12 protein-coding genes and 1 tRNA gene are annotated in these 14241 nt (G+C 67.6%); 9 read left to right on the top strand and 4 right to left on the bottom strand.

What is annotated here, in order from left to right; all coding sequences use genetic code 11:
• Positions 1–8: 8 nt before the first annotated feature.
• Positions 9–3374: a phosphodiester glycosidase family protein gene (locus IEY84_RS20600; protein ID WP_183548301.1), complete on the bottom strand. Its 3366-nt coding sequence runs from the start codon at positions 3372–3374 to the stop codon at positions 9–11.
• Positions 3375–3440: 66 nt separating this feature from the next.
• Between IEY84_RS20600 and IEY84_RS20595 the strand changes: the two genes are divergently transcribed.
• Positions 3441–4256: a carbon-nitrogen hydrolase family protein gene (locus tag IEY84_RS20595; RefSeq protein ID WP_308424459.1), complete on the top strand. Its 816-nt coding sequence runs from the start codon at positions 3441–3443 to the stop codon at positions 4254–4256.
• 6 nt (positions 4257–4262) lie between these two features.
• Here IEY84_RS20595 and IEY84_RS20590 read toward each other — a convergent pair whose 3' ends face one another.
• Positions 4263–4937 (bottom strand): class E sortase, encoded by a 675-nt coding sequence (locus IEY84_RS20590; RefSeq protein WP_229788885.1) that lies wholly within the window; start codon positions 4935–4937, stop codon positions 4263–4265.
• Between the two features lie 47 nt (positions 4938–4984).
• Here IEY84_RS20590 and dnaG point away from each other — a divergent pair, with 47 nt between their 5' ends.
• Complete coding sequence (dnaG, locus tag IEY84_RS20585; protein ID WP_183548289.1) at positions 4985–6871, top strand: DNA primase; 1887 nt, start codon at positions 4985–4987, stop codon at positions 6869–6871.
• A 66-nt stretch (positions 6872–6937) separates the two neighbouring features.
• Positions 6938–7013 (top strand) — tRNA-Asn (locus IEY84_RS20580).
• 81 nt (positions 7014–7094) lie between these two features.
• Here the strand turns inward: IEY84_RS20580 and IEY84_RS20575 are convergent.
• Complete coding sequence (locus tag IEY84_RS20575; RefSeq protein ID WP_229788883.1) at positions 7095–8243, bottom strand: serine hydrolase domain-containing protein; 1149 nt, start codon at positions 8241–8243, stop codon at positions 7095–7097.
• Between the two features lie 377 nt (positions 8244–8620).
• Here IEY84_RS20575 and IEY84_RS20570 point away from each other — a divergent pair, with 377 nt between their 5' ends.
• The 5 genes from IEY84_RS20570 (at position 8621) to IEY84_RS20550 (ending at position 12412) form a co-directional block, all read left to right on the top strand.
• Positions 8621–8947, top strand: a complete 327-nt coding sequence (locus tag IEY84_RS20570) for an antibiotic biosynthesis monooxygenase family protein (RefSeq protein WP_183548285.1) — start codon at positions 8621–8623, stop codon at positions 8945–8947.
• A complete protein-coding gene (locus IEY84_RS20565; protein WP_183548283.1) occupies positions 8940–9269 on the top strand; it encodes a hypothetical protein in 330 nt (109 codons plus the stop codon). The genes IEY84_RS20570 and IEY84_RS20565 overlap by 8 nt, the downstream gene beginning before the upstream one ends.
• Positions 9270–9483: 214 nt before the next feature.
• The gene (locus IEY84_RS20560) at positions 9484–10839 is read left to right on the top strand and encodes an NAD-dependent succinate-semialdehyde dehydrogenase (protein ID WP_183548281.1); all 1356 of its coding nucleotides are present in this window, start codon (positions 9484–9486) and stop codon (positions 10837–10839) included.
• 110 nt (positions 10840–10949) lie between these two features.
• Positions 10950–11492, top strand: coding sequence for a carboxymuconolactone decarboxylase family protein (locus tag IEY84_RS20555; RefSeq protein ID WP_183548279.1), 543 nt, complete (start codon positions 10950–10952; stop codon positions 11490–11492).
• A gap of 35 nt (positions 11493–11527) precedes the next feature.
• Complete coding sequence (locus IEY84_RS20550; protein WP_183548277.1) at positions 11528–12412, top strand: nuclear transport factor 2 family protein; 885 nt, start codon at positions 11528–11530, stop codon at positions 12410–12412.
• Positions 12413–12448: 36 nt separating this feature from the next.
• Here IEY84_RS20550 and IEY84_RS20545 read toward each other — a convergent pair whose 3' ends face one another.
• Complete coding sequence (locus tag IEY84_RS20545) at positions 12449–13336, bottom strand: LysR family transcriptional regulator (protein ID WP_183548275.1); 888 nt, start codon at positions 13334–13336, stop codon at positions 12449–12451.
• A 158-nt stretch (positions 13337–13494) separates the two neighbouring features.
• On the opposite strand from IEY84_RS20545, the gene IEY84_RS20540 reads away from it, so the two are divergent.
• Complete coding sequence (locus IEY84_RS20540; RefSeq protein ID WP_183548273.1) at positions 13495–14223, top strand: YrhK family protein; 729 nt, start codon at positions 13495–13497, stop codon at positions 14221–14223.
• The last annotated feature ends 18 nt before the right edge of the window (positions 14224–14241 follow it).

Genomic DNA, 14241 nt, shown 5'->3' with positions numbered 1-14241 from the left:
TTCGACGGCTACCGGCGGACCGTCACCGTCTGCTCCGACTTCACGCCGTTGACGACAAGCGTCACGGTGGCCGTTCCCGGGCGGAGAGCGGTGAGCTTTCGAGTGACCGGGTCGAGGCGTACGACGCCATGGCCACGCTCGCCCACCACGACCCCGTCGCCACCCCAGTCCGCCGTGACCGGCCAGGCGACCGGGACCGTGGCGGTGCCTTGGGCGAAGGTGGCCTCGAGTGTCACTGCTGATCCGGCGGCGAGACTCTCCGGAGCGCCGATCGAGACGGTGTCGACGGCAGGACGGGTCTCGGCGCGCAGCCAGCGCAGCCTCGCGCCGGGACCCGGGTCGCTGCCGACGACGCCGGCGGACGGGTCGATGCCGACCATCGTCCAGCCCCGGAACCCACCGCCGGTCACGGTGCCGGCCGGGTTCTTGCCGGAGTTGCCGTTGACGAGCATCGAGACGCCTTGGGCCGAGGAGCCGTGGAAGACACCGACGTGACCGTTGATGACGGCGACCGACTTGCCCGAGGACGTACGGAACCGGCCCAGCCGGTCCTCGAGCTGCCTGGCCTCGATCCGGTCGCTCAGCTGGCTGGCCTTGTCGGGCAGCGGGTCGTCGATGGGGTGGTGCATGGCGATCACGACACCGGTCACGGCCGGGTCGGCGGCCGCCGCCGTGAGCTGTGACTCCAGCTCGGTCAGCTGGGCCTTGCCGTCGTCGTTGCCGTGCAGCGTGCCCGAGGAGCTGTTGAGCGTGATCACCTGCGTCGCTCCGAGACGGAACGCGGTGTGCGTGGGCCCGAAGACGGCCTTGAAGTTCGAGATCGGGCCGCCCATGACCTCGTGGTTGCCGGGGACGTAGGTGTAGGGGACCTGGTCGCCGACCTCCTCATCGAGGATCCGCTTGGCCAGCGCGATGTCGGCAGGGGAGGCCTCGTCGACCAGGTCGCCGTCGATGATCAGATGGTCGGGGCGGGCGGCGACGATCTCGCGGAGCGTCTCGCGGACGTGCCGGACGAGGTCGCTGTCGGGGTTGCGGGCCACGAACTGCCCGTCCGACATCACCGCGATCCGCTGGGGCCGCTCGTCGACGGTCCCCTCGGTGAGGATCACCGGGTCGTGGACCGGCTCGGTCTGCGTCGGCGGAGCGTCCGGCGCGACGTTGGCGACCAGGTCGCTGATCGTCAGATCGCCGCGGTAGGAGACGTCCGGTCGGGTCTCGAGGAACCGGATCTTGTCCACCCGGATCGGCATCGCGGTGCCCGGCGGGATCGGGTATGTCACCTGCTGCCACCCCTCCCAGGTGACCAGGTCGCCGTCGAGGTTGCTGACGGTGCCGTCACCCGAACGGATCTGGATCCGCGGCCAGATCCCGCTGGCATCGCCCTTGACCCAGAGCGACAGGCTCAAGGGGCTGCCCGGCACGGTGAGGCCAGCGGGCGGGACGGCGTAGACGCCGCGCGTCCCGGTGCTCGTGGTGAAGTCGTGGCGCAGCCGCAGCGCGTCGCCGCCGTCGTGCCCGCCACCGCTGACGGGCACGACGGTCGCCGTCGCCCGCGCCGTCTCTACCTTCCAGGAGGCGCCGTCGGTGAAGTCGGCGAGGGTGTGCTGCTCGCTGCCGACCAGCACCGTCGAGGTCACGTGGTGGTCGCCGACGGTGAAGTCGATCACCGCTGCGCCGCTCTCCATCGTGGGGCGCACGACGAAGCCGTTGGCGCCGTCGCGGGTCACCTCGACGCCAGCGTCTGCGTCCACGGTGACCTCGGTGGGTTCGATCGGAGCGGGACGACCGTCTGCGTCGTAGCCGGTGATCTGGATCGTCGCGGCCTCGCCGGGCTGCTCGATGGCCAGCTGCGACCTGTCCACCGCGAGCCGGTCGAGCGGGCCGAGGACGGTCAGCGGCATCGTGGCCCGGTGACGGTCGGCGGTGTAGACCACATCGGCCGATCCGGTACGCCGCCCGACGGCCGTCGCGCGGTCATGGTCGGTGTCGACGATCCGCACGTCGGGGTCCTGGGTGCGGAACCGGCCCGGCTGCTCGACGGCCGCATAGGCCGCGTCGAGACCCGAGCCGAACAACGTACGCCGCTGCCCCTGCAGCACGCGATAGGCGCCGGCCCGGTTGGTGGCCGGGCGGACCTGCGCCCCGGTCGCCACGCCGGTCGGCTCGGCGGAGGAGAAGAACAGCAGCGAGTTGGACACCTCGCGCTCGCTGCCGTCGGACGGCGTGTCGACGATCCTCGGGCTCACGTCGCCCGCGACCCGGGCGGCCATCGTGGTCGAGCCGCCGCCGTCCAGGTTCAGCGCCTGATAGGCACCCAGGCTGAGCATGAACCTGGCCAGCTCCCCGCGGGTCATCCCGCGGCTCGCCGCGGTCTGGCCGTCGAGGGCGAGCGCGATCAGCTTCGTCCCGTCGCGGTTGAGCCCGACCGCCGTACGCGAGTGGACGCCGTCGTCGCCGATGCCAGGGCCGACCTGGCCGTCCACCACGAGCTGGACGTTGCCGCTCACCGCCCAGTCGGCGTCCTCGTCGAGTCCGACGGCGACATCGACGCGGTCGCCGACCTCCAGGCTGCCGACGATCTCCGCACCCGCCTCGCGGGCGAGCAGGACTTGTCCGCCGTCAGGCACGGCGGGTGCGCCGGCCTCGTCGTCGACCGCGGTGACGACGCCGTCGACGACGCTCGCGCGGGCGACCTCGGGGGAGACGTTTCCGGGGCCGCCGACCGGCCGGTCGAGGGTGTAGTCGCCCCACGCCTGGGTGTAGACGCCGATGCCACCTGCGGGCAGCGACGGGGTGTTGAACCCGGCCAGGTCGTGCTCGGTGCCGTCGACAGTGACGGTCCCGCCCGAGGTCAGCTCGCCGATCGCCGCCCTCGCGCCGGCCATCGACAGGGTCGGGTCGGACCCGAACCGTGCGTTCTGCAGGCCGTCGCGGCTCTTGGCCAGGCCGACCGGTGCGCCGGAGGCGTTGATGTCATAGAAGCCGGCGTTGATGCCGGCCACCGCTCCGGTCCCGGCCATCTGGCTGGACAGCGTGCCGATCCCGGCGACCTTGCCCGTGTTGCGTACGTCCATCGACAGCGTCGGCTCGGACAGATCAGCGGTGAGCACATTGCCGCGGTTCCAGCCAGTGTCCTCGAGCCGCTGGAAGTTGGTCAGCTCCAGACCCGGGGCGACGTCCTGTGTCGCGACCGTCGAGAGCGCCTCGCCACCCGCGGTGAAGTCGTAGCCGTTCGCCTCCTGCTGGCTCGGCGGGATCCCGCCTGGGGCGAGCGTCACCGCGGTCGGCGGCGGTGGCGGTACGTCGGCAGCCGACGGTCCGGCTGTGACGAGGAGAGCAACGGTGAGGGCGAGCGTGGGGGCGAGGGGGCGCACACTCCCACTGTGGCGAGCCTGACGGCTCGGCGGAGGCGAAATGGCGAAACCATACGTGGCGGATCTGTGAACGGACGATACGGTCACGGCGTGCTTCAGGTAGCGGTGGTTCAGGAGACCTCAGTGCCAGGCGATGTGAGCGCCAACGTGGCCACGGCCGCGGAGCGCGTCCGCGAGGCGGCGGCGAGAGGCGCTCGGCTGGTCGCGATGCCGGAGACGTTCACGACCTCCTGGGACCTCGACGCCTTCGCCGGTCCGCTGCCGACGCTGGACGACACCGTCTGGCTCGCCCCGGTCCAGGCCGCCGTGGACGAGACCGGCACCGTGCTGGTGCTCAACTCGCCCTTGGCCGATGGCGCTCGACGGGCCATCACCAGTCTGATCATCGCTCCGGAGGCGGAGCCGGTCGCGGCGTACGACAAACAGCACCTCTATCCGCCCGAGCGGGAGCTCTTCGCGCCCGGTGAGCACGGCACGACGCTCGAGATCGACGGCGTCCGGGTGGCCCTGTCGGTCTGTTACGACGCCAACTTCCCCGAGCACGCCGCCGCGGCGGCCGCCGACGGGGCGATCCTCTACCTCAACAGCGGCGCCTACTTCCCCGGCGGCGGGCATCGCCGCGACCTGCACTATGCGGCTCGGGCCCTGGACAACTCGATGTACGTCGCCTTCGCCGGCCTCGTCGGCGGGCCGCTCGGTCTGATCGGTGGCTCCGCCGTCTACGACCCGCTCGGCCGGCCGGTGGAACGGCTCGACGACGCCGCTCCGGGCATGGTCCTCGCCACGATCGACCCGGACGAGGTCGCCAGGGTCCGCGCCGAGCAGCGGATGTGGGCCGACCACCGAGCCGACCTCGGCCCTCGGCGTACGCTCCGACTCTGACTCTCGTCAGGGAGTCGGCTCCTCGCTGACCAGCTTGCCGAAGGCGATCATCCGGTCGTCGGTGTGGAAGAGCTCCGAGCAGGTGGTGAGGGTGATCAGGCGCTGGCCGTCGACCTGCTTCGGCTCGACGCCGCCCTCCTCGGGGTTGTCGGGGAGGGGATCGGTGACCCAGATCGAGGTGAACGGCACGACCAGGCCGTCGCCGTTGCTGGTGAGCTCGTAGACGTAGGTCTTCTCCTTGGTCAGGACCCGGACCTTGTCGCCCACGCGCAGCTCGGGCATGTCCCGCAGTGGTTCGCCGTGGGTGATCCGGTGGCCGGCGAGCGCGTAGTTGCCGACCTCGCCCGGCTCGGCGGAGGCCGAGAAGTGGCCGAATCCGGCGCCCAGGGCCCGGTCCGAGATCCCCTCCATGACCGGGACCCGGTAGTCCTTGCCGAAGCGCGGGATCTCGATGACAGCAGTGGCGGACCCGAAGTCGGTGGTCACCTCGGTCTGCCCCGAGTCCCAGGCCTTCTCGATCTTCGAGGTCGCGTCCTGCTGACGCTGCTTGCTCAGGATCGTGGTGCCGTAGAGCTCCCAGGCGACGTACCCGAGGATGCCCGCGCCCGCCAGGACCATCACCAGGCCGAGCCAGAAGATCAGTCGGCGGCCCCGGGAACGGGTCTGTGCGTTGGTGGACATCAGGTCAAGCATCTCAGCCAGATGCTCCGCCACGTAGGATCACCGTTGTGGCGGGTCGGATCAAGGAGTCGAGCATCCAAGAGGTGCGCGAGAAGGCACGCCTGGACGACATCATCTCCCAGCAGGTCACCCTGCGCCGGGCGGGACCGGGGACCTACAAGGGCTTGTGCCCGTTCCACGACGAGAAGACGCCGTCGTTCAACGTGAACCCCTCGCGCGGGTTCTACAAGTGCTTCGGCTGCGGCGAGGGCGGCGACGTCATCGACTTCGTGATGAAGCTCGAGGGTCTGAGCTTCTTCGAGGCCGTCGAGCGGCTCGGGGACAAGGTCGGGGTCCAGGTCCAGCGCGAGGAGGGCGACGAGGCGCCGGTTCGGCGGGGCCCGGGTCGCGGCAAGCTGGTCGAGGCCCACAAGGTCGCCGCCGAGTTCTACGCCGAGCAGCTGCTGACCCCCGACGCGGTGGTCGCGCGGCAGTTCCTGGCCGAGAAGGGCTTCGACCGCGACGCGGCGCTGCACTTCGGGGTCGGCTTCTCGCCGCGTGGGGGAGAGGACCTCTACCGCCACCTGCGGGCGCGCGGGTTCTCGGACGAGGAGGTCGTCACCGCGGGCCTGGTGGCCCAGGGGCGGTCTCACTACGACCGGTTCCGCGGGCGGCTGATGTGGCCGATCCGGGAGTCGGGCGGCGACGTGATCGGCTTCGGCGCGCGCCGGCTCTTCGACGACGACCGCATCGAGGCGAAATATCTCAACACCTCCGAGACGCCTCTCTACAAGAAGTCCCACGTCCTCTACGGCATCGACCTGGCCCGCAAGGAGATGGCGCGCACCCGCGAGGCCGTGATCGTGGAGGGCTACACCGACGTGATGGCCTGCCATCTCGCCGGGATCACCACCGCCGTGGCGACCTGCGGCACCGCGTTCGGCGACGACCACGCCAAGGTCCTGCGCCGGTTCATCTCCGACGACCAGCAGCTGCGCGGCGCGGTCGTGTTCACCTTCGACGGCGACGCCGCCGGTCAGGCCGCGGCGCTGAAGGCGTTCAAGGGCGACGGCAACTTCACCTCGCAGACCTACGTCGCCGTCGAGCCCGACGGCCTCGATCCCAACGACCTTCGGATCAAGAAGGGCGACGAGGCGGTCCGCGAGCTCCTTGCCAACCGGGTCCCGCTCTACGAGTTCGTGCTGCGCAACATCGCCTCGAAATACGATCTGGACCGGGCAGACGGCCGCGTCGACGCGCTTCGTGAGGCTGCGCCCTTGGTGGCTTCCGTGCGTGACGAGTCCAAGAAGATGGGTTTCACCCGAGACCTCGCTCGCTTCCTCGGTGTGGACCCCGACGAGGCGGCCAGAGAGGTACGCCGCGCCGCCGGCCGTCCCGCACCGTCGGCTGCTCCGCCTCGACGCGAGGCGGTCGTCGCCTCTGCCGAGGCGCCCGCCGCGCCGCGCCGTCCGCCCATGCCGCACCCGCGCGAACCGCGGTTCACGGTCGAGCGCGAGACCCTGAAGCTCTTCGTCCAGCACCCGGTCGCGCTGGGGCGCACCACCGGCGAGATCACCCCCGAGGCCTTCACCCACCCCCTCTACCGCGCTCTGTGGGAGATCATCGCCGGCCTGGGCGGCCCCGGCGCGGGCACCGGCGACGCGAACTGGGCCCAGAAGCTCGGCGCCGCCGCCTCGGACCCGCTCGTCAGCCGCATCCTCGCCGAGCTCGCCGTGGAGCCGATCCCGTCCGCGAAGGAGCCCGACTCTGCGTACGTCCTGCAATACGTCGTACGCCTCCTCGAGCTGCTCGACCAGCGCCGCATCGCCGACGTGAAGAGCCGTCTGCAGCGCTCCGACGCCGCCGCCGACCCCGAGGCCTACCACCGTCTTTTCGCCCAGCTCGCTGCTCTCGAGCAGCACCGCCGCGGCCTCCGCAACCTCGTCGCCGAATGAGCGCATGCCGATTTCCGATCGCTGCCGCGGGGTTGCTAAGGTTTCACCCGCACCGCAAGGAGCAATTCCCCGATAGCTCAATTGGCAGAGCATTCGGCTGTTAACCGGAGGGTTGTTGGTTCGAGTCCAACTCGGGGAGCCAGTGAAAGAGCCGCTGACCAGGCAAAACGCCAAGGTCAGCGGCTCTCGGCATTTCTTCTCCGGACTGATCCGCTGAGTCTCCTCAGGCGACTGCTGAAGCGATGGCGTCGAAGGCGGCGAGGGTGCTGAACAGCTTCCAGGCGTGTTGCGGCTCGGGCCAGCTGGATACCTTTGCCGCGACCACACCCGCGGTTCGGTTGACGTAGATCATCTGTCCGTGGATCCCCAGGCAGAGGATGACGTCTGATCCCGGGTAAGGGAACCAGAACTGGTTGCGGTACATGCCGCCAGGCATCAGGGTCTCGGTCGGACTCACCGCGAAGGCCGCGCGCGAGTCGCTGTCGCCGGTCAAGGTGTCGCTGACCCACCACTCGGGCAGCACCTGGGTCCCCGTGAGAGCGGCGCCTCCGTTTCCGAGCAGGTGTCCGAAGCGGACCAGGTCGCGCAGCACGGCACAGATGCCGCCGTCGAACATCCCCGAGCCGACCGAGTCCACGCCGATCACGGCGTGGTCCTCGGCCCCGATGCGTGACCACAGCACCTCCGACATGAGCTCGGGCATCGACTGCCCGGCCGCTGCCTCGCACACCCAGCCGAGCACGTCTGTCTCGCAGCTCCGGTACTCGAACGGCCAGCCGTGTGGGGCTTTCTGGCGTAGCGTCGTGAGATATCCGCGCATGGTTGTGGGGGTATCGGGAAGCGTTCGGGGTGCCCAGCCGATGGCCTGCTCGAGGACTCGCACCTCGGCCGCGGGGTCGAGGTAGTCCTCGGAGAAGTGGATGCCGGAGCGCATGTCCAAGAGGTGCCGCACGGTGGCGTCGCGGTATCCGCTCGCGTCGAGCGCGGGGACGTAGTGGGTGATCGGCTTCGCTGGGTCGAGCACGTCCTGCCCGGCCAAGATGCCGGCGACCGAGCCGACCAGTGACTTGCTCACCGACATCAGCAGATGTCTGGTGCTGGTCGTCATGCCGCGCGGGTAGTGCTCGGTGAGCAGGCGGCCGTGCCGGGCGACCGCCCAGCCGTCGGTGTCGGTCGCTTCCATGATCTGCCCGACCGTGAGCGTGCGGCCGTCGGCGAGTGGAACCTCGACCATGGACATGTCGGCCGCCGGCGGGCCCAGGTCTCCGACGGGACCGTCGCCGCGCCCGATCAAGGCGGTCGGGAACAGTTCTTCGACGTGTTGGAACGACCATTCCAGCATGGGGGTGGTCTGCCAGTTTTCGAGGCTCACACCGACTGGCAGATCCTGAGGCGCGGCGTACGCGCCTGAACCCATCGCTGGATCTCCGTGGCCAGTGGCCCGCGCGACTCCGACATCGATTTCAGGGTCATTCATCATGCTTTCACTCTCTGTCGCGTCGGCTCTGTCGTGGTTTTCGGAATCTCCCTGGTCCGCGTCCGCCGGCGGTGTGTAGATGCCGCTCACGGATGGCTCGAGTGTGCAGGACAGCTGGCGAGGACGCTCGCGAAGTGGTGGGGCTATTGACGTCGCTGCGAGGATCACAACGATAGGGCACTCTGATCCTTATCGGGTTCGCGATCTCGATCCGAGGAGCGATGAAGTATCGCCGCGACCCTTTTCCGATGTGATAACCGTGGGGGCAGACCATGATCGTGACCGTGTTTCGCCAAAGGACGCGTGACGGCGTCGAGGAAGAGTATCGAGACATCGGCGCGGGCGTCATTGCGGCCGCGCAAAGCGTGCCGGGGTTGATCTCTTTCAAGAGGTTCCGCGCGGATGACGGCGAGAATTGCACCATCGTCGAGTTCGAGGACGAGGCCTCCCACAATCGGTGGCTGGCACATCCGGTCCACCGTGATGCGATGCGACGTGGCCGGCACGATTACTTCGTGGATTACACGATCACCGTCTGTCAGGCCCTACGAGTCCTCCGACAGGCGCCGCAGCAGCACGTGGAGCTCCTCGATGACTGATCCGAGGGAGCAGAACGACTGGACCATCGACGTGCCCTGGCATGACTTCCGGGTCGAGGTGCAGGGCGATGGCGTCGGTTCGGCAGCGAAGTCACCCGCGACCGGTCATCGCTTGATCGTCGAGCCCGATGGGGTCGTCGCGGTCCGGGATCTCGGCGGCGTCCTGGTGCGGATGGAGTCAGGAGAGCTCACCTGCTTCATGGAAGGAGCACCTGGGGTTCTCCGATGGAGGCAAGGGGACGAGCACCTCGTCGACGGGCGGTGCTGGTGGCGCAACGACTCCACCTTGCCGGCCGTGATTCGGGTCGAACGGGACCGCTAGGCGGCCGGCGACCTGTCCCTGGCCGGAACTCGTATGTCATTGAGGCATGGCAAACATGCAAAACTATCATTGGACAACATAAGCGATCGTGCGAATGATGGTGACTGGCCGCGGCTTTCTGCGGCATGACTCGGGGTCGGATGCGAGTGCAGGACGGCCGGCGACATGGCCGGCTCAGAATCCGACCACGACTTTCGATCCTAGGAGCGAGCTCATGAGCAGCCTCACCTACGCAGTCACCGATCCGCGCACCGGTGAGGTGGTCAAGACCTATCCCAGCGCCACCGCCGAGGACGTGGAGCGGGCTCTGGTGGCGTCCGCCGATGCTTACCACGGCTGGTCCAAGGACACGAGTGTCGCCGAACGTGCCGCGCTGATGAAGGAGGCGGCGAATCTCCTCGTCGCTCGTAAGGACGAGTTGACCTCGATCCTCGTACGCGAGATGGGCAAGCCGCTCGCCGAGGCGATCGAGGAGATCGACCTCTCTGCGGCGATCTGCGACTACTTCGCTACGAACGCAGAACAGTTCTTGGCCGACGAGCCGATCGAGCTCCTCGGCGGCGAGGGATCGGCATACATCCGCAAGGCCGCCGTAGGACCTTTGCTGGGCATCATGCCGTGGAACCTTCCGTACTACCAGGTGGTCCGCTTCGCCGGCCCGAACCTTGTGGTCGGCAATCCGATCATTCTCAAGCACGCACCTCAGTGCCCGGAGACGGCGGCTGCGCTGGAAGCGCTCTTCGTCGACGCCGGATTCCCGCCTGGCGCCTACGTGAACGTCTACGCCACCAACGAGCAGGTCGCCCAGATGATCGCCGACCCACGGACCCAGGGGGTCTCGCTGACCGGTTCCGAGCGAGCCGGCGCAGCGGTCGCGGAGATCGCGGGCAGGAACCTGAAGAAGGTCGTCCTCGAGCTCGGCGGGTCGGACCCGTTCATCCTGCTCAGCACCGACGACATGGACGCAGCCGCGCAGGCTGCTGCCGAGGCCAGGAGCTACAACACCGGCCAGGTGTGCAACGCGGGCAAGCGATTCATCGTGACCGAGGAGCTGTACGACGACTTCGTCACCGCGTTCTCCGAGAAGCTCTTCGCCGCCTCCGGCGAGACGCCGCTGGCATCGCCCCAGGCGGCGGCGACGCTGGCGACTCAGGTCCAGGAGGCAGTCGAGGCCGGTGCGACGCTCGACTCAGCGGACCGTCCGGAGCCGCAAGGCGCCTACTACCCGTCAGGCATCCTCACCGGGGTCACCCCCGACAACCCCGTCTACCATCAGGAGCTCTTCGGTCCCGTCGCGATGGTGTTCCAGGTAGCCACGGAGGAAGAGGCGGTGCGACTCGCCAACGACACTCCGCTCGGCCTCGGTTCCTACCTCTTCACGACCGATCCCGACCAGGCACAGCGAGTCGCAGACCAGCTGGACGTCGGGATGGTCTACGTCAACGGGGTCGGAGTCGACTCGCCTGAACTGCCCTTCGGAGGAGTCAAGCGCTCCGGTTTCGGCCGCGAGCTCAGCCGCTACGGCATCGAGGAGTTCGTCAACAAGAAGCTCGTCCGGGTGGTCACCTGATCGCCTGAGAGCAGGTCCGCGGCGACTGTCCCGACCCGGGATGCAAGCCAGGACAGGTGTCGGACCGAAGGATCGGTCGGCACGCATACCTCTACCGACAGGAGAGTCACATGCCTCGCATTCCCGTGCACACACTCGACAGCGCCCCTGAGGAGAGCCAGGTCGAGCTGAAGGCGCTGCGTGCCCAGTTCGGCAAGGTGCTGAACATCTTCGGCGAGATGGCGCACGCGCCGATCGTCCTGCAGTCCTATGTCGCGCTCCAGCAGGTCTTCGACGACTACGGCACCTTCGACGCGCGCACCCGGGAGGCCATCGCCCTGGCAGTCGGTAACGCCGACGAATGCGCCTACTGCCAGGCTGCCCACACCGCGGGAGGAAAGGCCGCCGGACTCACCGGCGACCAGACGATCGCCATCCGTCGCGGCACGGTGGACTTCGACGCGAAGCTCGCCGCGCTGCTGGCGCTGGCTCGCGAGTACACCCTGAACGTGGGACATGTCCAAGACGCGACCTGGCAGGCGGCGCTCGATGCCGGATGGGCCGACGAGCAGCTCACCGAGCTCTCCGCGCACGTCACGGTCAATCTGTTCACGAACTACTTCAATCACTTCGTCGATACCGAGGTCGATCTCCCGGCCGCTCCTGTTCTCTGACCGGATCCAGATATTCCGACCACCCAAGGAAACGCATGCCAGACCATGAAACTCTGCATCGGGTCGCCTCGACGTTTCACAAGAACTTCAACGCGGGCCGCTTCGACGACAACGGCCCACTTGTTGCCGAAGAGATCTCCGTGGACAGCAACACCGTCCGGTTTACCGGCCGATCGAGATTCCTGGAAAGAATCAGGCGCTTTGACGGCCCATTCCCGGGAATGCAGCTGCGCGATCGGATGATCCTGATCGACGGGATGAAGGCCGGCGTTCATTACATCATGCAGGGTGAACATGGCGGGCAGTTCGGCGACCTGTCTCCTACCGGGCGAAAGGTCGAGATCCGGGGTGCCGAGATCTTCACCTTCAACGATGAGGCTCAGATGGCCGACCTGGTCACGGTGAATGAGCTCGACCGGCTGAAGGCCCAGGTCTCCGGGCGAGAGTCAATCGCCGAGCACGCTGATATCACGCCCGTAGATCCCGGGTCGCCACATGTTGGGCACGGTATCGCGCAGCGAGAAAGAGTTCACCAGCTCTACGACAGCCTCTCCCAAGGCGATCACGATGCGGCAATGGTCTTGGTTGCCGAGGACATCGTGGTGCAGCCGGACGGTGAACGAGTCGAGGGCCGCGATGGGTTCGTCGGATACATGCATCGCCACCGGTCGGCCTTTCCCGATATGACTTCCGAGATCGAGGACGTCCTCGTCGACGGCAACCGTGCCTGCGTCTCTTATCACCGTCGAGGCACCCATCGCGGCGATCTCACCACGCTCGATGGCTCGGTCGTCGCGGCGTCAGGACGCACATTCTCGTTCCGCACCGTCGACTTCATGCGCTTCAACAGGCAGGGTCTTGTCGACGAGCTGATCTCCGTGAGCAACGGCGATGAGGTGGTCGCGCAGCTGACCGACTGATGTCTGGCCGTGGGCGGGCCTGCTGCTTGGCACGGATCAGGTCGGCTCGGCGATCCCGTAGCGTTCACGACTGAAAGCGCGCAGCCGAAGAGCCAGACCGGCCAACACCTCACTGGCATAGTGCTGGTCCGACCATGCGGCATACAACCGGATGCACAACGGGCCCGCGGCCGCGATGATTCGGAGCGGGACCAGACCGTAGCGAGGGTCGTCGGAGACCACGGCGACGCCGCGTCCCGCGGACGCGACTGCTTGGGCGACCTCGGCGTTCTCGAACTCCACGATCTTGCCGAGTGGTAGCTCTTGGCCGGCGAGGGCGCGCTCCAGGGCCGTGCGGGAGTGTTGGCCGCTCTCGAGGACGAGCAGCTGTTCGTCCTCGAGCTCACCGAGGTCGACCGAACCACGACTCGCCCAGCGATGGTCGGGTCTCACATACGCCCACACGGGCAGATCAGCAAGAACCAGACGCCGTAGACGGCGTGGCGGAACCCCGGCTCCGATGGCCAGGTCGGCTCCTCGATCCAATGCTTCGTACGTGTCCAGAGAGGGGGTCTCCCACACCATCGGCAGTGGATCCTCAGGGCCCCAGCTGGCGAGGAACGGCGCCACGATGTCGGTCGCGGTGGTGTGCGGCGCGCTCACCATCACAGCGCCGGGGGCGCCGGCACGTAACGCCACGACCGTCTCCTGGGCGAGATCGGCGCGGGTGGCCAGGTCGCGTGCGACCGGCAACAGTCTTCGGCCCGCTGCTGTCAGCGCCAGACCTCGGCCCATCCGGTCGAAGAGGGACGAGCCCACTTCCGCTTCGAATCGCTGCAGCTGTCTCGACAACGCGGGCTGGGTGGTGTGGAGCAGCTCGGCCGCCCGGCTCACGGACCCGCAGTCGGCGATCGTGACAAAGCTCTTGAGTGCCCGTAGTTCCATTCCGGCCCCTCGTTTGACATGCATGAATGGCATACATAGTACTGCAAATTGGCATTGGACAACATATATGAGCGCGCGGATCATGGCTTGCACGAAGCAGCATCGTCCAAGGCCCCCGAGGCCAGGCCTCGGGGAAGCGGCTCCATCAGGAGAGACACATGGTCACGTATGCAGAGACGCCACATGGTTACGGCGACGAGACGTTCGCCCTCTTCGAGCACGTGAACCGGGCGACGACCTATGCCTGGCGGGTCGTGCACGGCCTGTCGTTCCTGGTCGGTGGTACCACCTTCATCGTGGGCACAGTCCTGTACTTCTACCCGCAGATGGAGAACGTGTACCTCTACTCCGGGATCCTCTACATCATCGGATCTCTCGGGTTTCTCCTTGTCGACCTGCTCGAGTTCTTCACCTACACCGACGACCGCGGGCTCCGTATCAACATCGCGCTCTCCATGTCCGGAAGCGCTGCCTACGTCATCGGCTCCTACGGCTTCCTGCCGTCGGTATACGAGTCCAACAAGAACCTCGGACCGTGGGGTTTCATCATCGGCAGCGCTCTGATCTTCGCCTCGCAGTCGTGGAAGGTGGCGCGCATCGTGCGTGGCGAGGCTGACCAAGGACGAGGAGAAGCTGTTGCCCCGCTGGTTGGCAGGCGCTTCGGCTTTCGGCTGCGGTCGTGCGCCAAGACGGGGCTCGGTGTCGAGGCCAACGCCGCGGTGGGCGGGTTGATGTTCTTCATCGGCACCGTGATGTACGTCGCGCGAGTCCCCGAGGGCGCCTACTTCACCTCCATCATTCTCCTCTGGCTGCTCGGGTCCCTCTTCTTCACCACGGGCTCGCTGTTCCTGAACTATCGCCACTTCGCCATGAAGCTCTGCAGATAGCACCGCACCGTCACAAGC

Source organism: Nocardioides albus, assembly GCF_014648255.1.
GTDB lineage: Bacteria > Actinomycetota > Actinomycetes > Propionibacteriales > Nocardioidaceae > Nocardioides > Nocardioides albus.
This window is presented reverse-complemented; position numbering and strand designations above follow the sequence as displayed.